Annotated in this window: 20 protein-coding genes; 17 read left to right on the top strand and 3 right to left on the bottom strand. The window is 59.6% G+C overall.

The window, feature by feature from the left end; all coding sequences use genetic code 11:
• Positions 1-4: 4 nt before the first annotated feature.
• From fliF to flhB, 17 genes are all read left to right on the top strand, one after another.
• The gene (fliF, locus tag D0851_RS04885; RefSeq protein ID WP_117617618.1) at positions 5-1,705 is read left to right on the top strand and encodes a flagellar basal-body MS-ring/collar protein FliF; all 1,701 of its coding nucleotides are present in this window, start codon (positions 5-7) and stop codon (positions 1,703-1,705) included.
• Entirely contained in the window at positions 1,698-2,741 is a 1,044-nt protein-coding gene (gene fliG, locus D0851_RS04880; protein WP_117617617.1) for a flagellar motor switch protein FliG, read from the top strand. The genes fliF and fliG overlap by 8 nt, the downstream gene beginning before the upstream one ends.
• Positions 2,741-3,634: a flagellar assembly protein FliH gene (locus tag D0851_RS04875; RefSeq protein WP_117617616.1), complete on the top strand. Its 894-nt coding sequence runs from the start codon at positions 2,741-2,743 to the stop codon at positions 3,632-3,634. Before fliG ends, D0851_RS04875 begins: the two co-directional genes overlap by 1 nt.
• Positions 3,615-5,006, top strand: a complete 1,392-nt coding sequence (fliI, locus tag D0851_RS04870) for a flagellar protein export ATPase FliI (RefSeq protein WP_117617615.1) — start codon at positions 3,615-3,617, stop codon at positions 5,004-5,006. Before D0851_RS04875 ends, fliI begins: the two co-directional genes overlap by 20 nt.
• Positions 5,006-5,449, top strand: coding sequence for a flagellar export protein FliJ (gene fliJ, locus D0851_RS04865; RefSeq protein WP_117617614.1), 444 nt, complete (start codon positions 5,006-5,008; stop codon positions 5,447-5,449). Before fliI ends, fliJ begins: the two co-directional genes overlap by 1 nt.
• A 122-nt stretch (positions 5,450-5,571) precedes the next feature.
• Entirely contained in the window at positions 5,572-5,877 is a 306-nt protein-coding gene (locus D0851_RS04860) for an STAS domain-containing protein (protein ID WP_117617613.1), read from the top strand.
• A 24-nt stretch (positions 5,878-5,901) separates the two neighbouring features.
• Complete coding sequence (locus tag D0851_RS04855) at positions 5,902-7,665, top strand: PP2C family protein-serine/threonine phosphatase (protein WP_117617612.1); 1,764 nt, start codon at positions 5,902-5,904, stop codon at positions 7,663-7,665.
• A 29-nt stretch (positions 7,666-7,694) separates the two neighbouring features.
• Entirely contained in the window at positions 7,695-8,042 is a 348-nt protein-coding gene (locus D0851_RS04850) for an Hpt domain-containing protein (RefSeq protein WP_117617611.1), read from the top strand.
• Between the two features lie 276 nt (positions 8,043-8,318).
• Positions 8,319-9,374, top strand: coding sequence for a flagellar hook-length control protein FliK (locus D0851_RS04845; protein ID WP_227539445.1), 1,056 nt, complete (start codon positions 8,319-8,321; stop codon positions 9,372-9,374).
• A 165-nt stretch (positions 9,375-9,539) separates the two neighbouring features.
• Positions 9,540-10,049, top strand: a complete 510-nt coding sequence (gene fliL / locus D0851_RS04840; RefSeq protein WP_117617609.1) for a flagellar basal body-associated protein FliL — start codon at positions 9,540-9,542, stop codon at positions 10,047-10,049.
• A 35-nt stretch (positions 10,050-10,084) separates the two neighbouring features.
• Positions 10,085-11,083 (top strand): flagellar motor switch protein FliM, encoded by a 999-nt coding sequence (gene fliM / locus D0851_RS04835; RefSeq protein WP_117617608.1) that lies wholly within the window; start codon positions 10,085-10,087, stop codon positions 11,081-11,083.
• Entirely contained in the window at positions 11,076-11,567 is a 492-nt protein-coding gene (gene fliN / locus D0851_RS04830) for a flagellar motor switch protein FliN (RefSeq protein WP_117617607.1), read from the top strand. Before fliM ends, fliN begins: the two co-directional genes overlap by 8 nt.
• A 1-nt stretch (position 11,568) precedes the next feature.
• The gene (gene fliO, locus D0851_RS04825) at positions 11,569-12,018 is read left to right on the top strand and encodes a flagellar biosynthetic protein FliO (RefSeq protein WP_117617606.1); all 450 of its coding nucleotides are present in this window, start codon (positions 11,569-11,571) and stop codon (positions 12,016-12,018) included.
• 4 nt (positions 12,019-12,022) lie between these two features.
• On the top strand, positions 12,023-12,799 hold the full coding sequence (gene fliP, locus D0851_RS04820; RefSeq protein WP_117617605.1) for a flagellar type III secretion system pore protein FliP: 777 nt from the start codon (positions 12,023-12,025) through the stop codon (positions 12,797-12,799).
• Between the two features lie 8 nt (positions 12,800-12,807).
• Positions 12,808-13,077 (top strand): flagellar biosynthesis protein FliQ, encoded by a 270-nt coding sequence (gene fliQ, locus D0851_RS04815; RefSeq protein WP_053112477.1) that lies wholly within the window; start codon positions 12,808-12,810, stop codon positions 13,075-13,077.
• 3 nt (positions 13,078-13,080) lie between these two features.
• Positions 13,081-13,866 carry a flagellar biosynthetic protein FliR gene (gene fliR / locus D0851_RS04810; RefSeq protein ID WP_117617604.1) on the top strand — a complete coding sequence of 262 codons (786 nt, stop codon included), beginning with the start codon at positions 13,081-13,083 and terminating at the stop codon, positions 13,864-13,866.
• A gap of 65 nt (positions 13,867-13,931) precedes the next feature.
• Complete coding sequence (flhB, locus tag D0851_RS04805; protein ID WP_117617603.1) at positions 13,932-15,068, top strand: flagellar biosynthesis protein FlhB; 1,137 nt, start codon at positions 13,932-13,934, stop codon at positions 15,066-15,068.
• A gap of 358 nt (positions 15,069-15,426) precedes the next feature.
• On the opposite strand, the gene D0851_RS04800 is transcribed toward flhB, so the two are convergent.
• The 3 genes from D0851_RS04800 to upp are packed head-to-tail and all read right to left on the bottom strand — an operon-like array spanning position 15,427 to position 18,159.
• Complete coding sequence (locus D0851_RS04800) at positions 15,427-16,281, bottom strand: class I SAM-dependent methyltransferase (RefSeq protein WP_117617602.1); 855 nt, start codon at positions 16,279-16,281, stop codon at positions 15,427-15,429.
• Positions 16,262-17,518 (bottom strand): uracil-xanthine permease family protein, encoded by a 1,257-nt coding sequence (locus D0851_RS04795; protein WP_117617601.1) that lies wholly within the window; start codon positions 17,516-17,518, stop codon positions 16,262-16,264. The genes D0851_RS04800 and D0851_RS04795 overlap by 20 nt, the downstream gene beginning before the upstream one ends.
• A gap of 2 nt (positions 17,519-17,520) precedes the next feature.
• Positions 17,521-18,159 (bottom strand): uracil phosphoribosyltransferase, encoded by a 639-nt coding sequence (gene upp / locus D0851_RS04790; protein WP_117617600.1) that lies wholly within the window; start codon positions 18,157-18,159, stop codon positions 17,521-17,523.
• Positions 18,160-18,178 lie beyond the last annotated feature (19 nt).

The following is an 18,178-nucleotide window of genomic DNA, read 5'->3' as shown; positions in this document are numbered from 1 at the left end:
AGTCATGGCCAGCGTACCCGCAGAAACCAACGCCTCCAATGTTCCGGCAGCCCGGGATGGCGACGCGCCGGAGAGCCGGAGCGATTTGTTCCTCGGGTTCAACCGACTGAACCTGCTGCGCCAGATTGGCCTGATGGTTGGTCTTGCTGCCAGCGTGGCACTGGGGCTGGCCGTGGTGCTCTGGGCTCAGGAGCCGAATTACCAGCCTGTGGTGGGGGATCTGTCCTCCTACAACCCGCAGGACGTTACCTCCATCCTTGAAAGCAATGGCATCGAATACAAGATGGACCCGCGCACCGGCGCTTTGCTGGTTCCGTCGGACCAGGTCTATAACGCGCGGCTGAAGCTGGCGGCCGAGGGTGTGACCGACCGAAAAACCATGGGCTACGAGTTGCTCGACCAGGAGCGCGGACTGGGCACCTCCCAGTTCATGGAAACCATCAGCTACCGCAGAGGCCTTGAGGGTGAGCTGGCCCGCACCATTGCCAGCATGCGAGGTGTGCGCAATGCCCGGGTTCACCTGGCCATTCCCGAGCGTTCGGTTTTCGTCCGTGATGCCCGGGAGCCCTCTGCCTCTGTGTTTCTTGAAGTGTTCGCAGGCCGCCGGCCGGAGCACGAGCAGATCAGCGCGATTGTGAATCTGGTTGCTGGCAGCATTCCGATGATGAGCAAGGAACACGTGACTGTCGTGGACCAGAACGGCAACCTGCTCACCGGCAAGAAAAGCCAGGGTGATGCTGACAGGATGGCAGATCAGTATGACTACACCTCCAGGATTGAAGAACGGCTGACGCGCAGTGTCGCGTCCCTGATCTCACCGATTGTAGGCGATGGCCGGTATCGGGCAGAGGTCTCCGCGGATCTTGATTTCTCTTCTGTTGAGCAGGCGGAAGAGCTTTTCAATCCGGAGCAGCAAGCCGTACGAAGTGAGCGGGAGCTTACCGAACAGCGCGCGGCCGGGGCCTCGGGCGGGATTCCAGGTGCGCTGGCCAACCAGCCTCCGGCAGATGCGACGGTGCCAGAGCAGGCCGTCGGAGGAAATGGCGAAGGCGCTGCGCCCCCGCCGGTGAATGTTCGTCGCGAGTCGACACGGAATTATGAAATGGACCGCACGGTCAGTTACGTGCGCCAGGAGCTCGGCCGGATCAAACGAATTACCGTAGCACTGGCCGTGGACGACATGAGAGTGGTCGATCCCCAGACCGGTGAGGTCAGCTATGAGCCCTGGCCTGAGCAGGAATTGCAACGCCTGAGTATGCTGGTGCGGGATGCAGTGGGTTATTCAGCGGCAAGGGGCGACAGCGTTACCGTAATGAACACCGCATTCGCACCGGAAGAAACCGTTGAATTCGAGGCCCCGGGATTCTGGGAGCAGCCCTGGTTCTGGGATCTGATGAAGCAGGTGCTGGCCGGGCTGGTTGTTCTGGTTCTGGTACTTGGCCTGCTGCGCCCGACCCTCAAGAGCCTTTCTGGCGGTGGCCGGCGGGAACGGGGCATGGATTCCGGTGATGGCGGTTATGGTGGTCTTGGCCAGATTGAAGGCGGTGATGAACTGCGCAAGGCCATGTCCTCACAGGATGACCTGCTTTTGCCGGGCGCGACAGACAGTTATGATAGGCAGCTGAATGCACTGAAAGGCCTGATCGCGGAGGACCCGGCGAGGGTCGCACAGGTGATGCGCCAGTGGGTGAACGTCGATGACTGAACAAGCCAACCAGCAGGGCACCAGCGCACCGCAGAAACCCCAGCGGAAGATTCCGAGGGTTGAGCAGGCAGCCATTCTGCTGATGTCCCTGGGCGAGGCCGATGCTGCCGAGGTTCTGAAACACATGGGGCCTAAAGAGGTTCAGCGTGTGGGCGTTGCCATGGCCCAGATGAAAGATGTCAGCAAGGACGACGTGACCTTTGTACTGAATCAGTTTGTCGATGCCGTGGGTGGCCAGACCGGTCTGGGCGTGGGCAATGACGATTACATCCGGGCGATGCTAACCCAGGCTCTGGGCGACGATAAGGCCGCCAGCCTGATTGACCGCATCCTGATCGGCGGCAACACCACGGGGCTGGATACCCTCAAATGGATGGAACCCCGGGCCGTGGGTGACATCATTCGTTATGAGCATCCCCAGATCCAGGCCATTGTTATCTCCTACCTGGATCCGGACCAGGCCGCGGAGATTCTTGGCACACTCGATGAAAAAGTCCGCCTTGATGTGATGATGCGGGTGGCATCGCTGGAGAGCATCCAGCCCCAGGCCCTGCAGGAACTGAACGATATTCTGGAGAAACAGTTCTCCGGTGGCGCCGCCTCCCAGACCAGCCGGATTGGCGGCGTGAAGCGGGCGGCGGACATCATGAACTTCATGGACCGGAGCATTGAAGGCAACCTGATGGATTCCATCAAGGACATGGATCCGGATCTTGCCAGCACCATCGAAGATCTCATGTTCGTGTTCGACAACCTCAAGGAGGTCGACGATCGCGGTATCCAGGCGCTGCTGCGGGAGGTGTCCTCGGAGGTTCTGGTGGTGGCGCTCAAGGGTGCCGACGACCAGGTGCAGGAAAAGATCTTCAAGAACATGTCCAAGCGTGCGGCGGAACTGCTTCAGGATGATCTGGAGGCCAAGGGGCCGGTCAAGGTCAGCGAAGTTGAATCCGCACAGAAAGACATCATTACCATCGCACGTCGCATGGCGGAGGCCGGTGAAATCTCCCTCGGCGGCGCTGGCGAAGAAATGATGTGATGAAAGATTCCACCCGCGACCTCAACCGGATTCCGAAAGAGCAACTGACAGCCTATGAGCGCTGGGAGCTGCCCTTGCTGGATGCGCGTGGCAACGAAGTGGCCAGGGAAGAGGAGAGGGACGTCAAACCCCTGACGGCGGCGGACATTGACGGGATCCGCCAGGCCGCGCGGGAAGATGGCTATAACGAAGGCCGGGAGCAGGGCTATCAGGCCGGGCTCACGGAAGGACGTAAACAGGGCCATCAGGAAGGCCTGGAAACCGGGCTGGCGGAAGGTCGGGAGCAGGGCAAGAGCCAGGGCTACGAGGATACCCGCAAGGAAACTGATACCAAACTTGACCGGCTCGAGCATCTGCTGGGCGAGCTGCTGCTGCCCATCCGGCGCCACGAAGACGAGCTGGAAACCGCCCTGGTTAATCTCACCACCGTTCTGGCCCGGGCGGTGGTCTACCGGGAACTTACCATCGATTCCTCCCAGATTCGGCATGTGGTTCGCCGGGCACTGGATGCCCTTCCCTCCACGGCAGAAAACATCCGCATCCATATTCATCCGGAAGATTGTGAAATGGTCCGGGAAGTTACTGCACGCCTCGAAACATCCGCTTCGGTGATTGAAGACGACAACATCCTGCCCGGTGGCTGCAGGGTGGAGACTCGCCATAGCCTGGTTGATTTCACCGTGGAGAAGCGTTTCCAGCGAGCCGTTCAGAGCATGCTGGACCAACAGATGAGCGAGAGCGAAAGCGGAGAAACCGAAGAACTGGATTCGCTGATGGAGGATCTGACCGGTTTCCATCGCGATGTCCTGGGTTCGCAGGAGCCGGAGGACTCCCGGGAAGGCCCGAAGCCGGTGCGGAACGAAGGTGACGTTGATGGCCTCGAACCTCGCTGACCGCCTGAGCCGCTTCAAGGGCTTTCTTGGCAATGAGCCCGAACCGGAGCTATCCGGCCGGCTGACCCGGATGGTCGGTCTGACCCTCGAATGCGTTGGCTGTCCCATGGTGGTGGGTGACCGATGTGTGATCTTTGGCCAGGGTGCCGGCAATGTTGAAGCCGAAGTCGTGGGGTTTGAGGATGACCGGGTTTACCTGATGCCCCTCACCGCGATTGAGGGCCTCAAGCCGGGGGCAAGGGTGGTGCCCCTGTCGGCGGCAAGCCGCGTACCGGTGGGCCCGCAACTGCTGGGCCGGGTGGTCGATGGCAGCGGTGAGCCCCTTGATGGCAAGGGGCCCTTACAGGCGGAAGCCCGGGTGCCCCTGGCCGGCGATATTATCAACCCCCTGAACCGTGCGCCGGTGCGCCAGTCCATGGACGTCGGCATTCGCGCCGTCAATGCCTTGCTGACCGTTGGCCAGGGTCAGCGCCTGGGCCTGTTTGCCGGCAGTGGCGTGGGCAAGAGTATGCTGCTGGGCATGATGACCCGGTTTACCGATGCCGACATCACCGTGGTTGGCCTGATTGGCGAGCGGGGCCGTGAGGTCAAGGAGTTCATTGAGGACATCCTTGGCGAGGAAGGACTTTTACGCTCGGTGGTGGTGGCCTCACCGGCGGATGATTCACCGCTGATGCGCCTGCGCGCTGCCATGCTGACCACCCGGATTGCCGAGTATTACCGGGATCAGGGCAAGCGAGTGCTCCTTTTGATGGATTCCCTGACCCGGTACGCCCAGGCGCAGCGGGAAATCGCCCTGGCCGTTGGTGAGCCCCCAGCGACCAAGGGTTACCCGCCATCGGTGTTTGCCAAATTACCGCAGCTCGTGGAACGAACCGGTAATGGCCGCCCCGGCGGTGGGTCCATCACTGCGTTCTATACCGTACTGACCGAAGGCGACGACCAGCAGGATCCGATCGCCGATGCCGCCCGTGCAATTCTCGATGGCCATATTGTGTTGTCCCGCCGGCTGGCGGAAGAGGGCCATTACCCGGCAATCGATGTGGAAGCCTCGATCAGCCGGGTAATGCCCCAGGTCACCGACACCGAGCATTTCGCCCGGGCCCAGCGGTTCAAGCAGGTGTATTCCCGCTATCAGCAGGCCAGGGACCTTATATCGGTTGGTGCCTACGTGAAAGGTTCCGATCCGGAAACCGATTTTGCCATTACCCACATCGGCAATATGCGACAGTTTTTGCAGCAGGGGCTGAACGAGAGTGCACCGCTGAAGGACAGTATCGAACAGTTGCTGGCGGTTGTGCCTGAGCGCCGATCTCCTGAGCGGCGCAAATCTGCCGTACCGAATCCCGCCAGTGGCGCAGGTGACGGCTGATGCTGAGGTCACAGCGGCTGGCAGTGGTTCTCTCCCTTGAGGTACGCAAAGAGCAGGAGGCCCTGGAGCGGATGGGCGAAGCCCGCAAACTGGTTGACCAGCAGCGTGAACAGGTGGAAAACCTGAACCGCTACCAGCAGGAGTATCGCCAGCAGATCCGGAACAGCCAGCAAGGGGTGGTGCAGGTGTCTCGCCTGCAGGCCTGGCAGGCCTTCATTGCGCAACTCGACCAGGTGATCCGGCAGCAGCAGACGCAGCTGGATCAAGCGGAGAAAGTGTTCGAGGTGCGCAAGCAGGAATGGCAGCAAGCCTGGGAGCGGCGCCGTGGCATGGAAAAATACATCGACACCTGCCGACAACAGGAACGCACAGAGCAGGACCTTCGTGACCAGAAGCTTTCGGATGAGGCGGCAGGCCGGGCCTTTAGCCGGCGGCAGCGCTGAATTTTGTCCTGCATCAAGCAAATGCGGATGCAATTTCAGGTCACTCAGCTATCCTTAACCGAAGAAGCGCCGGTGGGTAGGGCCGGTTGAATGCTGCTCTTGACGCCTTTGGAGGTTTGGGAATGCCGATTCAGACGCGCCGCGATAATAGCGGTCGGACCCTTGTTATAAGAATTGAGGGGCGCTTTGACTTCAGCACCCACCAGGCGTTCCGGGATGCCTACGAGCATGGCGATCCGGACATCCGGGGGTATGTCGTAGACCTGTCGGATACAACCTACCTGGATAGCTCGGCGCTGGGCATGCTGTTGTTGCTCAGGGATTATGCCGGCGGCGACAGCGCCCGCATTGCGATTGAGAATTGCAATAACGACGTCCGGCGAATCCTCTCCATCTCCAATTTCGAGCAACTGTTCAACATTCGCTGATGCGTACGAACTGCCGGAGCTCTCATGGATGATGCCGTTGCAGAACACCGACCACTCAGAATTCTTATTGCCGATGATTCGGACAGTGATCGCCTCATCCTTAAAACCCTTTTAAAGCGCCTGGGCCACGAAGTCCTGGATGCCTCGAATGGCCTCGATGCCGTCTCCCTGTTCCGGCAGGAAGCGCCGGATCTCGTTCTGCTGGATGCCTTGATGCCGCTGATGGATGGTATGGAGGCTGCCCGGCAGATCAAATCCCTGGCCGGCGAACGGCTGGTTCCGCTGATTTTCCTGACGTCCCTGTCCGAAGCCGGGGCGCTGGCCCGGTGCCTGGAAGCCGGCGGCGATGACTTTCTGGGAAAACCCTACAACCGGATCATCATCGAAGCGAAGATCAACGCCTTCAACCGGATGCGGCTGATGCACCAGGCCCTGTCTGACCAGCGGGATCTGATCCGGGAGCGGAACCGGCAATTGACCGAAGAGCAGGAAGTTGCCAAGCGGGTATTCGACAACGTTGCTCACTCTGGTTGCCTGGACGCGAGCAACATTCGCTACCATGCGTCGCCGCAATCCATTTTTAATGGCGACGTGTTGTTTGCGTCTCCGAGACCGGCCGGCGGCATGCTCATTTTCATGGGTGACTTTACCGGTCATGGATTGCCGGCAGCCATTGGCGCCATGCCGGTTGCAGAAATCTTTTACGGCATGGCCAGCAAAGGCTTTAACGGCCAGGATGTGTTGCGGGAGATCAACCAGAAACTCAAGCGCATTCTTCCCACCGACATGTTCTGTTGCGGCGCCATGATTGAGGCGGATTTCAAGCTCAATCAGGTTCAGGTCTGGAATGGTGGTTTGCCGGACGGCTGGCTGATTCGCTCTTCGGATGACCGGCAGGCGCTGCCTTCGCGGCACCTGCCCCTCGGTATCCTCGCGCCGGACCAGTTCAGTGCGGAGTTCGAAAGGCTTGGCACCGGCCCCGGCGACCGTCTGATGATGATGACCGACGGGTTTCTGGAAGCCGCGGACAGCGCCGGAAACGTGTTTGGCGAGCGGGGTGTGGCTGATGCCCTGGCACATTCCGATAACAGCGAGCACCCGTTTGATACCATGATGTCGGCGGTACACCGGTTTACCGGGGACCTCAAAGATGGCGACGATCTGACGCTCTGTTGTCTGGAAATGAGCGACCAGGCAAGTTTTTCCGCTTTGCCGGACCGGACGGTGCCTTCCTCGCTTGCCGGCCCTGCGGAGTGGCGTTGCAGCTATGAGATCCGGGAGCAGACCCTCGGGGAGTTCAGTCCGCTGCCGCTGCTTCTGCATATCTGCATGGAGGTCCCGGGCCTTCGCCGGCGAAGCGGCGAGATCTATACGCTGCTGGCGGAGCTCTACAACAATGCCCTCGAACACGGCGTGCTGGAACTGCCGTCGGAGTGGAAACATTCCCCGGAAGGGTTTGGCCGTTACTATCTGGAGCGTAAGCGGCGTCTGGGCAATGTCGAGGGCCATTATATTCGCTTTACCCTTCATCATTCCCTGAAACCGGATGGCGGCCGGCTGCGTGTGGTGTGTGAGGACAGCGGACGGGGGTTTGATTTCCAAAGCCATCCGGGTGTCACATCCAGCGCTTACCCCGAAGGTAGTAAGCGATATGCCGGGCGGGGCCTGCTGCTGTTGAAACGCCTTTCTGAATCCGTCAGGTTTCATGAGCAGGGTAATCATGTTGAAATTGTCTATGATTGGCACTTCAGTGGCGCCGCGGCAAACCAGGGCGATATGGCCCGTTAAATGTCATCAAACGTACCAGGGGGTCGGTCATGAGTGATAAACCACACCTTGACGAGGAAGCGCTGGCTGAGCTTCAGGACGTCATGGAAGACGAATTCGACGTTTTGATACAGACCTATCTTGCGGATTCCCGGGACAGGATCCGGAGTTTGCGGGAAGCGCTGGAGGCAAATGACAGCGATGCCTTCATCAAAACAGCCCATAGTTTCAAGGGCAGCTGTATCAATATCGGCGCTCCCCGGCTCGGTGAACTGAGCCTGAATGCCGAAATGGCCGGAAAAGAATCTCGTCTGGAAGAGGCTCCGGCATTGCTGGATGCCATTGAGGCGGAATTTCATCAGGTAACCCAAAGGCTGGAGGGTCTGCTGGTGCGTTAATTGGCGCCGCTTTATCAAACCAGAGTGCCTGGCACCGCATTTGCTTAGCCTTTTGCAATAGTGGAACAATCGCCCGTGCATCGGCCAGAGTCCGGCAAGGTAAGGGCGCCAACGTGACAAAAGCGGCAAGAGGTTGCCATGGCCCAAATGGTTCTTCCCCAAACTCCTGCGCCCGGGATTCAGAAGGAATCCGGCCCTTCCAGATCCGCCAGCAGTGGCGATACGGCTGAAAGAAAACGCGATTTTGAGTCGGTCTCAGAGGCGGAGCAAAAACGTATGGATCGCCAGAAGGCGGAGCGAAACGACAAGGCAAGTTCCACCGATGAGCAACAGCCTGCCCAATCTGACACCGGCCAGAGTGAGGCTTCCGGCGCCACAGGCACCGTCACGAAAGGTGATGAAGAAGCCGTCGGGTCCTTTGACGCGGCGAGCTCAACCTCCGCTGAGACTGAGGTCGCCGAGGATGGAACAGACCCGGACGCTACTGTGCTCCCGCTTACCTTTGCCGAATTGCAGGCCTGGCTAAGTCCGCAATCCGCTAGCCCGGGCGAGGCCAGCCTGTTTGCAGCCGCACCCAAAACCGGGTCCGGGATGCCGGCCGGAGTAGCCGGTCAGTTGACCCCGGGCAATGGACTGTTCAACGGGCTCCTGTCGAACGTTCCTGGCCAGAACGCCAAAACCCCTGCCGGTGTCACATCGGATGCAACGGTGACGGAAGCCGTGAAAGCTGCGGCGCTCACGGACCTTGGCCGGAACGCGGATTCGGGCACAGTGCTTACCTCCGGTCGTTTCCAGTCGGCCCTTGACCTGGTGTCGCAGCAAGGGGCAAGCGGCACCAATGCCGCTGCAAAGCTGACTGCCGAGACGGCGGGCCCGCTGAGGAGTTACGCCACCTCCATTGATGTACCGGTTGGCCACGCCGAGTGGGGTGACAAACTGGTCGGTAAGCTCAGTTGGCTGACCGCCCGGAATATGTCGGTGGCGGAAATTCACCTGACTCCGCCCGACATGGGGCCGATGGAGGTTAAGGTCCGGGTTCAGAATGAACAGGCGAACATCACCGTTTACTCTGCCAACCCTGTGGTGCGGGACCAGCTGGAACTGCATTCCCACCGGTTGCGGGACATGCTGGGAGAGCAGGGCCTGTCGCTGGCAGGATTTGATGTTTCTGATTCGCCCCGGCAGCAGACCGGTGACCAGGGAGCCGGCGACAGCCATGCCTCCGGTACAGCCACGGCATCGCCACTTGCCGATACCGGGCAGGATGACGACAGCCTGAACTCGGTTAACCTTGATCTCAGCTGGAAAGGCGAAGTGGACATCTTCGCCTGACGGCTCCCGACATGCTCTTCCAATCTCTTTTGCCCATCCTTCCCGGCAACGCTAAACTGCTGTCCTGAACGGGAAGGTTGGGGTTTCTGGCCCATCCTTTGCATCCAATCTGAAAAAGTCACGGAAAAACGCTCCCTCTGACGGATTTCTGGCAAAGCGAACACTATGGCTGAAAATAACGCGTCTGAAACGGCTCCCGCCAAAAAAGGCAAACTGAAGCTGATCATCATGCTGGTGGTGGTCGTGATTCTGGCGATTGTACTGTCTGTTGTGGGCACCCTGTGGTTTCTCGGTGGTGGTTTGCCAGGAATGGGCGAAGACGATGGGGAAGCGGGCGAGGCAGCAGAAGAAAGCTTTGTTCCCAGCACCTACGTACTGATTGACAAGGCTCTGGTTACGACGGTGCAAGCCCAGGGGCGCCAGCGTTATGCCCAGGTCTACCTGGCGCTGGAAGCGACTGATCCGCAGGCTCTGGCAGCGGCGCAACTGCACTTGCCACTGATTCGCAGCCAGTTGGTCATGGTTCTTGGTAACAGTGAGTTCAATGAGTTGCAGACACCCGAGGGGCGCCGGGGCCTGGCCGAGCGAATGCTGACGACCGTGAACCAGGTGCTGGAACAGGAAGGTGAGCCCGCGGTCAAACGGGTGCTATTCAGAAATTTTGTTGTGCAATAGGGCATGGGCGAAGCCTATCAGGGGCAGGATTAAGTATGCAGGACTTGTTGTCACAGGATGAAATCGATGCCCTCCTCCACGGGGTGGATGATGGTGACATAGATACCTACGAAGAGGCCGATGATTCCGGCATCAAGCCCTACGACCTCTCCAGCCAGGACCGCATCGTCCGTGGTCGCATGCCGACCCTGGAAATGATCAATGAGCGGTTTGCCCGCTATACCCGAATCAGTCTGTTCAACCTCATGCGCCGCAACGCCGACGTTTCCACCGGCGGCGTCAAGATCATGAAATTTGGTGAGTACATTCACACGCTGTATGTGCCCACCAGCCTTAACCTGTGCAAGGTACGCCCGTTGCGGGGCACCTCCCTGTTCGTGCTGGACGCCAAGCTGGTGTTCAAGCTGGTGGACAATTTCTTCGGCGGGGAAGGGCGCCATGCCAAGATCGAAGGCCGGGAATTCACCCCGACCGAGACCCGCATCGTCCAGATGGTTCTGAACCAGGTATTTCAGGATATGAAAGAAGCCTGGCATGCGGTGCTCAAGGTCGATTTCGAGTACCTCAGTTCGGAAGTAAATCCGGCTATGGCCAACATCGTCAGCCCCAGCGAAGTGGTGGTGGTCAGCACCTTCCATATCGAACTGGACGGTGGCGGCGGAGAACTCCACTTCGCCTTGCCCTATTCCATGATAGAACCTATCCGCGACGTACTGGACGCCGGGGTACAGAGTGATATCGATGATGTTGATGAGCGTTGGGTTAACGCGCTGCAGGAAGACATCAAGGAGGTGAACGTGCCGATCAACACCACGGTCTGTCGCCGGCGGATTTCCTTGCGGGACATCGCAAGAATGAAGGCCGGAGACATCATCCCCGTGGAGATGCCGGATCACCTGACCGTTACCGCTAACGGCATTCCCATCTACAAAGCCACGATGGGGACCCGTGACGGAAAACTGGCACTGAGAATTCACGAACGGGCAACGCTGCCCAAAGTAAAGAAACAACTGAAGGTGGGACGCAATGGCTGACGACAACAAGAACGACGAGCAGGAACTCAGCGAAGACGAAAAGCTGGCTGCCGAGTGGGAAGCAGCCATGGAAGAATCCGGCGATGAGGGCAGCCGTGAGGACGAGTGGTCTGCCGCCATGGCCGAGGCCGGTGAATCCGGGGAGGCCGACAATGGCGTTCAGACGGCCCCCATGGAGGAATTCGATACGGGAACCGAGCCCGCCCAGGGCAATGGCCTGTCACCGGATATCGACGTTATCCTGGATATTCCGGTCACCATATCAATGGAAGTAGGCAACACCCAGATTCCGATACGCAACCTGCTTCAGCTGAACCAGGGCTCGGTGATCGAGCTGGACCGGCTGGCGGGTGAACCGCTGGATGTCCTGGTAAACGGTACGCTGATTGCTCACGGGGAGGTTGTTATGGTGAACGAAAAGTTCGGCATTCGCCTGACCGATGTGATCAGCCCGGGCGAACGAATCAAACGGTTGCAGAAATAATATGTGGTCAAAGTTCCCGGGCATCTCATTGTTGGTGCTGGTGACTCCGGCCCTGGCTCAGGAAACGGCCAGCACTGCGGCTCCGGCTTCCCCGATCCGGTCGCCGGATACCCTTGGCACCATTGTCAGCCTTGGTCTGGGCCTTGTCGCCGTGATTGCGGTGATCTATGGCTGCGCCTGGATCATCCGCCGCATGAACGGCATGACCGGCATGAACAACAACGCCATCAAGGTGGTTTCGGTCATGGCCATCGGAACACGGGAACGCATCGCCCTGATTGAGGTGGGTAGTCAGCAGATCCTGTTGGGGATTACGCCCTCGGCCATAAGAACCCTGCACGTGTTTGACGAGCCTGTCGTCGACGCCGGCAATGCCAATTCCGGTGATTTTGCCCGCCGTCTGCAAACCATGATCGGCAAATCCTGGACCGCCCCGACGAGGAACGACTAGGCCCATGCTTGCCGCGACTCTCAAGCGACTGATTCCGACCCTGGTTGTGCTCGCCGGCCTGGCCTGGGCGCCACTGGCTCTGGCTCAGGAATCTACCGGTATTCCCGGTATTCCCGCGTTTACGGTCACGCCGGGGGAAGGCGAGGGCGTACAGGAATATTCGGTGACCCTGCAGATACTGGCGCTGATGACCGCGCTCACCTTCCTGCCGGCGATGCTCATGATGATGACCTCATTTACCCGTATCATCGTGGTGTTTGCGATCCTCCGCCAGGCCATCGGCCTGCAGTCCACACCGTCAAACCAGATTTTGCTGGGGCTGGCCCTGTTTCTCAGTATCTTCATCATGAAACCGGTACTGGAAGAGGCCAACCGGGTAGGTTTGCAGCCCTATCTGCAGGAAGAAGTCACGTCTCTTGAGGCGGTTGAGCAGGCCAGCCAGCCATTCAAAAAGTTCATGCTGGAACAGACCCGGGAAAGCGATCTGGCCCTGTTCATGCGAATTTCCGACGTGCAGTACGACACCCCGCAGGACGTTTCCTTCTGGATCCTGATGCCGGCGTTTGTCACCAGTGAGCTCAAGACCGCCTTCCAGATCGGATTTATCCTGTTCATCCCGTTCCTGATTATCGACATGGTAGTGGCCAGTGTTCTCATGGCGATGGGTATGCTGATGCTGTCGCCCATCATCATCTCCCTGCCTTTCAAGATCATGCTGTTTGTGCTGGTGGACGGCTGGGCCCTAGTCATGGGCACCCTGGCTGCCAGTTACGGAATATAGGAGGCCTTATGACTCCGGAAACGGTTATCGACATCCTGCGCGAAGCACTCTGGTTGATAGTCCTGCTGGCGTCCGTAATCATCGGACCGGGTCTGATTATCGGTCTGGTTGTCAGTACCTTCCAGGCGGCGACCCAGATAAACGAGCAGACCCTGAGCTTCCTGCCACGCCTGCTGGTCACGCTTGTCGTTATCATCGTCTGGGGACCCTGGATGCTGACCCAACTGCTGGACCATGCCAACCGCCTGATCTCCAGCATCCCTTACCTGATCGGCTGACGGATGATACCGGCAGACATCAGCGCGGACATCATAGGCCAGTGGGTAGGCCAACACCTCTGGCCCCTGTTCCGCATGGCCAGCTTTCTTATGGTCATTCCCATCTTCGGCAGCCAACTGGTGCCGGCCCGGGTGCGCCTGGGTCTCGCCCTGCTGATGACCGTGCTTATCGTGCCCATGATCCCGGCCGCACCCCGGGTTGAAGCCCTCAGTGCCGACGCCGTGGTAATCACCCTGCAACAGATCCTGATTGGCGTCGGCATGGGCTTCGCGCTGACCGCCCTGTGGCAGCTCTTTGTCGTTGCCGGCCAGATGATCGCCATGCAAATGGGCCTCGGCTTCGCCTCCATGGTCGACCCGGCCAACGGCGTCAACGTGCCGGTACTGTCCCAGATCTACACCATCACAATCACCCTGCTGTTCCTGGCCATGAACGGACACCTGGTGGCCTTCGAAGTCTTCATCGAAAGCTTCCGGACCCTGCCCGTTGGCATGGAGGGCCTGGGTCAGACCGGCGTATGGGAACTTGCCCACCGGATCAGCTGGATGTTCGCCTCCGCCTTGCTCCTGGCGCTGCCAGCCGTGACCGCCGTGCTCATTGTCAACATCTCCTTCGGCGTCATGACCCGTGCCGCGCCCCAGATGAACATCTTCGCCCTCGGTTTTCCGATTGGCCTGATTTTTGGGTTGTTTGCCATATGGGTGCTGCACGCCAATTTTCTGCCACACTTTGATCAGTACACGAGGGAGACCTTTGACTTCATGCGGGGGTTGCAAGGGCAGCCCTGACCAAGTTCAACTTGTTACGGGAATTTATCACCCCCGACCGCAACTCAGAAAGTTGGATCCAGAGAATGGCCGAAGAAAACGACAACAGTCAGGAAAAAACGGAAGAGGCCACCCCCCGAAGGCTGGAAAAAGCCAAGGAGGAGGGCCAGACCCCCCGCTCCAAGGAACTGGCCACCATGGCCGTTCTCCTGGCCGGCGCCGGCGGCCTGCTCATGTTCGGCACCAGCCTCGGCGCCTCACTGGAAGCCATCATGCACGACAGCTTCGTTATTGAACGCTCCGCCATTTTCGACACCCGGCACATGAGCGTCCAGCTGCTGGCTTCCGTCAAGGAAGCCGCCTGGGCGCTCGCACCCATCCTGGTCATGCTCCTGATTGCCGCCGTATTCGGCTCCATAGGCATCGGCGGTTTGCTGATCAGCGGCAAAGCCGTAGCGCCAAAACTCAATCGCATGGACCCCATCAAGGGCCTGGGTCGCATGTTCTCCATGCGCTCCCTGATTGAACTGGTCAAAGCCATTGCCAAAGTCGGCGTGGTCATGGCTTTAGCCATCCTGATCCTCAACCTGCGCACCGAGGATCTGCTCAGCATTGCCGAAGAGCCGGTGGTACCGGCGATGGAGCACGTGCTCTGGACCCTGGGCTGGAGTTTCTTCCTGTTGTCCTGCGCCACCATCATCATTGCGGTGATTGACGTGCCTTTCCAGATCTTCGATCACCAGAAAAAACTCCGGATGACCAAGCAGGAAGTGAAGGACGAGTATAAGGACACCGAGGGCAAGCCGGAGGTCAAGGGCAAGATTCGCCAGCTCCAGCGCGAGATGGCCCAGCGCCGGATGATGCAGGACGTGCCCACGGCAGACGTGGTGATCACCAACCCGACCCACTACGCAGTCGCCCTGAAATACGACCAGGAGGCCATGGCCGCGCCCATGGTGGTGGCCAAGGGTGCCGACGAGATTGCCTTCAAGATCATGGAAATCGCCCGCGAGAACACAGTCGAAATCCTGCGCACGCCCCCGCTGACCCGGGCGGTTTACCACAACACCGAGATTGGCGAGGAGATTCCCGATGGCCTTTATATGGCTATCGCACAGGTTCTTGCCTATGTGTTCCAGTTGCGGCAGTTCCGCAAGGGGCGTGGGCCTAAGCCTGGTATGCCTGATTTTCCGATTCCTTCGGATTTGCGGCGGGATGTTTAGCCTGGTTTCCCAGCCTTTCAGGGTTGGAGGTTGCGTGGTTGTGGGCGGCCTTTTCAAGCCCATCGATATCGCCCAAAGATGTTTGGGCATCATTCCTGAGGCTTACTACAGTTTCGCCTGATTCAATACATCCGGTTGTTCCGCAACGCCTGGTCTCCAATCAAGTTCCATCGACATTGTTGATATATTACTGGGCTTGGATAGCGGAGGTACGGGCACCCCTCCCAAAAATGTTGGAGGCCAGGGATGGCCGGAACCAAGCGCACATGGACGTGCTCGTAGCGGTTTTTGGGAGGGGTGCCCGTACCTCCGCAAACTCCAAAACTCAGCAGGCTACCAGAATCCCAGAACAACGAACTCAGCAGCTAGCCTCAATAACCCGAACCATCGGCTCCCCGCGGCTTTCGGGTATCGGCAGAACCCCATACCAGGACCGGGGATCGTGAACCGTGGCCGAGGTGAAACCACAGGACAGGAAATGCTCCCGGGCCTGGTCGTCGGTCTGGAAGTGAAAGCTGACCTGGCTGCGGGTGGCGGCCCCGAGCAGGCTGCCGAGGGCTTTGAGGGTGGTGTTCAGCAGTGGCTGGCTGGGTTGGTAGTAGCTTTCGGACAGGTAAACGGAGCCGGGGCGTCTGGCCATGGCGGTGGACAGGCGGCGCCAGAAGTCGGTGATGGTCGCCAGTGAAAAATAGCTGGTGAGGCCTTCGGTGATGATGATCACCGGCCGGGTGTTGTCGAACACGCGGTCGATCACCGTTTCCAGTTGGTATTCACCGTGGTCCGCGAGGATATCGATGGGAGTAACCTGATGATGGTCGCCCAGCCGGTTGGTGGCCAGAAGCCGCAGCGCTTTGCGGCCGGCCATGTCCGGCAGGTCGGCTTCGACCATGTGGATCAGGGGGTGCCTATGCCGGAGGCGGATGCCGCGGGGTGACATGCCGCAGGCGATTTCCAGAACCTGGGTAATGCCCCGTTCGGTAATGGCGCGGTCAATCAGGTGATCAATGATCAGGTGGCGCTGGAGCAGGAACGTCCGGATGTTGCCGCCAACCGCTGCCTTGCTGACGGCCTCGAACGGTGTCATCAGGCGGTACAGCCAGCGACCCTTCCCGGTGGCCAGGGTGTCGTCCGACAGCCCGTGCCGGTGCCAGACGGCGCCGGTATAAAGGGCAGTGAAACTGATGCCGGAGCTGTCAGTCGGTCTTCTGCTCATAAATGGCTCTTCCCCAGGCCTCGTGGCTGCCGGGCAGCACCAGGTTCAGGGTGATGGCAACCACCGCGCTCAGCGAAATGCCTTCCAGGTTCCCCAGAACCATGCCGCCAATACCGAACACCAGGGTGACACCCACGATAACCAGGTTGCGGGACTGTGACAGGTCCACCTGATGGCGGATCAGTGTGTTAAGGCCAACCACGGCGATGGAACCGAACAGCAGGCACAGGATGCCACCCATGACCGGCACCGGGATGGTCTGCAGGGCTGCGCCGAACTTGCCCATGAAGGCCAGGACAATAGCAATGCAGGCGGCCCACCACATCACCTTCGGGTTGAAGTTCCGGGTCAGCATGACCGCGCCGGTGACTTCCGAGTAGGTCGTGTTAGGCGGTCCGCCGAGCAGGGAAGCGGCGCTGGTGGCCAGGCCGTCACCCAGCAGGGTGCGGTGAAGGCCGGGCTTTTCCAGGTAATTCTTGCGGGTGACATTGCCGATGGCCAGTACGTCGCCGATGTGTTCGATGGCCGGGGCGATGGCGACCGGAATCATGAACAGAACAGCACCCCAGCTGAACGCCGGCGCAACAAAGTTGGGGACGGCAAACCAGGCCGCTTCCTGAATCGGTGTGGTATCGACGATGCCCGCGAAGGCGGAGAGGAGGTAACCGGTAATAACGCCGAACATGATCGGGATCAGCCGGAAGATGCCCTGGGCCCAGACCGACATGATGATGGTCACCGCCAGGGAAATCATGGCGATCCAGATGGCGGTGTTGTACGGGATCAGTTGGGTGGCGCCATCACCGGTGCGGCCCGACGCCATGTGAACGGCGACCGGCGCCAGGCCAAGGCCGATGGTCATGATCACCGGGCCGATAACGACCGGAGGCAAAAGACGGCGTACAAACCCGGTGCCCCTCAGGCGAATCAGCCCGCTCAGGATAATGTAGAGGATACCCGCAGCCATCAGGCCGCCGAGGGTTTCTTCCATGCCAAACCGGCCCTTGGAGGCAATAACCGGTGCGATAAAGGCGAAGGAGGAGGCCAGGAAGATGGGAATCTGGCCGCCGGTGACCAGGTGGAAGATCAGGGTGCCAAGGCCGGCCGTGAACAGGGCCACGTTGGGGTCCAGCCCGGTAATCAGTGGCATCAGAACCAGGGCGCCGAAGGCCACCAACAGCATCTGGGAGCCGGCGATCGCCTGTTTCCAGACCGGGTCGTTGGTAGGGTCCTGCATGCTCAAACGTCCTTCTGCTTGGTGCCGAATATCTTGTCGCCGGCATCGCCGAGACCCGGAAGGATATAGCCTTTCTCGTTCAGGCGTTCGTCAACTGAGGCCGTGTAGACAGACACATCCGGGTGTTTCTCCAGGACCTTTTCAATACCCTCTGGAGCGGCGACCAGAACCAGGGCCCGGATCTCGGTGCTGCCCGCCTTCTTGAGCAGCTCGATGGTGGAAATCATGGAGCCGCCGGTAGCCAGCATCGGGTCGACAATCAGTGCCATGCGCTGGTCAAGCTCACCAACCAGTTTTTCCAGATAGGTGCTGGCTTCCAGGGTTTCCTCGTTGCGGATCTGGCCGACAACGCTTACCCGGGCGACCGGGATCAGGCTGAGTACGCCGTCGAGCATGCCAAGACCCGCACGAAGAATCGGAACAATGGTGATTTTCTTGCCGTGGATCTGTTCCACCGTCACCGGGCCGGCCCAGCCATCGATGGTCTTTTCCTGCAGGTTGAAATCCTTGGTGGCCTCGTAGGTCAGCAGGGCACCGACTTCCTGCGCCAGCTCACGAAAATTCTTGGTGCTGATATCCGCCCGGCGCATCAGGCCGAGCTTGTGGCGGATAAGCGGGTGTTTTACCTCGTGGATTGGCATGGGGTCACCTGTGTGTCTG

Origin of the sequence: Marinobacter sp. Arc7-DN-1 (genome assembly GCF_003441595.1) — a bacterium.
Classification (GTDB): domain Bacteria; phylum Pseudomonadota; class Gammaproteobacteria; order Pseudomonadales; family Oleiphilaceae; genus Marinobacter; species Marinobacter metalliresistant.
This window is presented reverse-complemented; position numbering and strand designations above follow the sequence as displayed.

Excerpts from the sequence above, each read along its gene's own strand:
- fliF (WP_117617618.1), top strand. The coding sequence starts at position 5 with ATGGCCAGCGTACCCGCAGAAACCAACGCCTCCAATGTTCCGGCAGCC.
- fliG (WP_117617617.1), top strand. The coding sequence starts at position 1,698 with ATGACTGAACAAGCCAACCAGCAGGGCACCAGCGCACCGCAGAAACCC.
- D0851_RS04875 (WP_117617616.1), top strand. The coding sequence starts at position 2,741 with ATGAAAGATTCCACCCGCGACCTCAACCGGATTCCGAAAGAGCAACTG.
- fliI (WP_117617615.1), top strand. The coding sequence starts at position 3,615 with ATGGCCTCGAACCTCGCTGACCGCCTGAGCCGCTTCAAGGGCTTTCTT.
- fliJ (WP_117617614.1), top strand. The coding sequence starts at position 5,006 with ATGCTGAGGTCACAGCGGCTGGCAGTGGTTCTCTCCCTTGAGGTACGC.
- D0851_RS04860 (WP_117617613.1), top strand. The coding sequence starts at position 5,572 with ATGCCGATTCAGACGCGCCGCGATAATAGCGGTCGGACCCTTGTTATA.
- D0851_RS04855 (WP_117617612.1), top strand. The coding sequence starts at position 5,902 with ATGGATGATGCCGTTGCAGAACACCGACCACTCAGAATTCTTATTGCC.
- D0851_RS04850 (WP_117617611.1), top strand. The coding sequence starts at position 7,695 with ATGAGTGATAAACCACACCTTGACGAGGAAGCGCTGGCTGAGCTTCAG.
- D0851_RS04845 (WP_227539445.1), top strand. The coding sequence starts at position 8,319 with ATGGATCGCCAGAAGGCGGAGCGAAACGACAAGGCAAGTTCCACCGAT.
- fliL (WP_117617609.1), top strand. The coding sequence starts at position 9,540 with ATGGCTGAAAATAACGCGTCTGAAACGGCTCCCGCCAAAAAAGGCAAA.
- fliM (WP_117617608.1), top strand. The coding sequence starts at position 10,085 with ATGCAGGACTTGTTGTCACAGGATGAAATCGATGCCCTCCTCCACGGG.
- fliN (WP_117617607.1), top strand. The coding sequence starts at position 11,076 with ATGGCTGACGACAACAAGAACGACGAGCAGGAACTCAGCGAAGACGAA.
- fliO (WP_117617606.1), top strand. The coding sequence starts at position 11,569 with ATGTGGTCAAAGTTCCCGGGCATCTCATTGTTGGTGCTGGTGACTCCG.
- fliP (WP_117617605.1), top strand. The coding sequence starts at position 12,023 with ATGCTTGCCGCGACTCTCAAGCGACTGATTCCGACCCTGGTTGTGCTC.
- fliQ (WP_053112477.1), top strand. The coding sequence starts at position 12,808 with ATGACTCCGGAAACGGTTATCGACATCCTGCGCGAAGCACTCTGGTTG.
- fliR (WP_117617604.1), top strand. The coding sequence starts at position 13,081 with ATGATACCGGCAGACATCAGCGCGGACATCATAGGCCAGTGGGTAGGC.
- flhB (WP_117617603.1), top strand. The coding sequence starts at position 13,932 with ATGGCCGAAGAAAACGACAACAGTCAGGAAAAAACGGAAGAGGCCACC.
- D0851_RS04800 (WP_117617602.1), bottom strand. The coding sequence starts at position 16,281 with ATGAGCAGAAGACCGACTGACAGCTCCGGCATCAGTTTCACTGCCCTT.
- D0851_RS04795 (WP_117617601.1), bottom strand. The coding sequence starts at position 17,518 with ATGCAGGACCCTACCAACGACCCGGTCTGGAAACAGGCGATCGCCGGC.
- upp (WP_117617600.1), bottom strand. The coding sequence starts at position 18,159 with ATGCCAATCCACGAGGTAAAACACCCGCTTATCCGCCACAAGCTCGGC.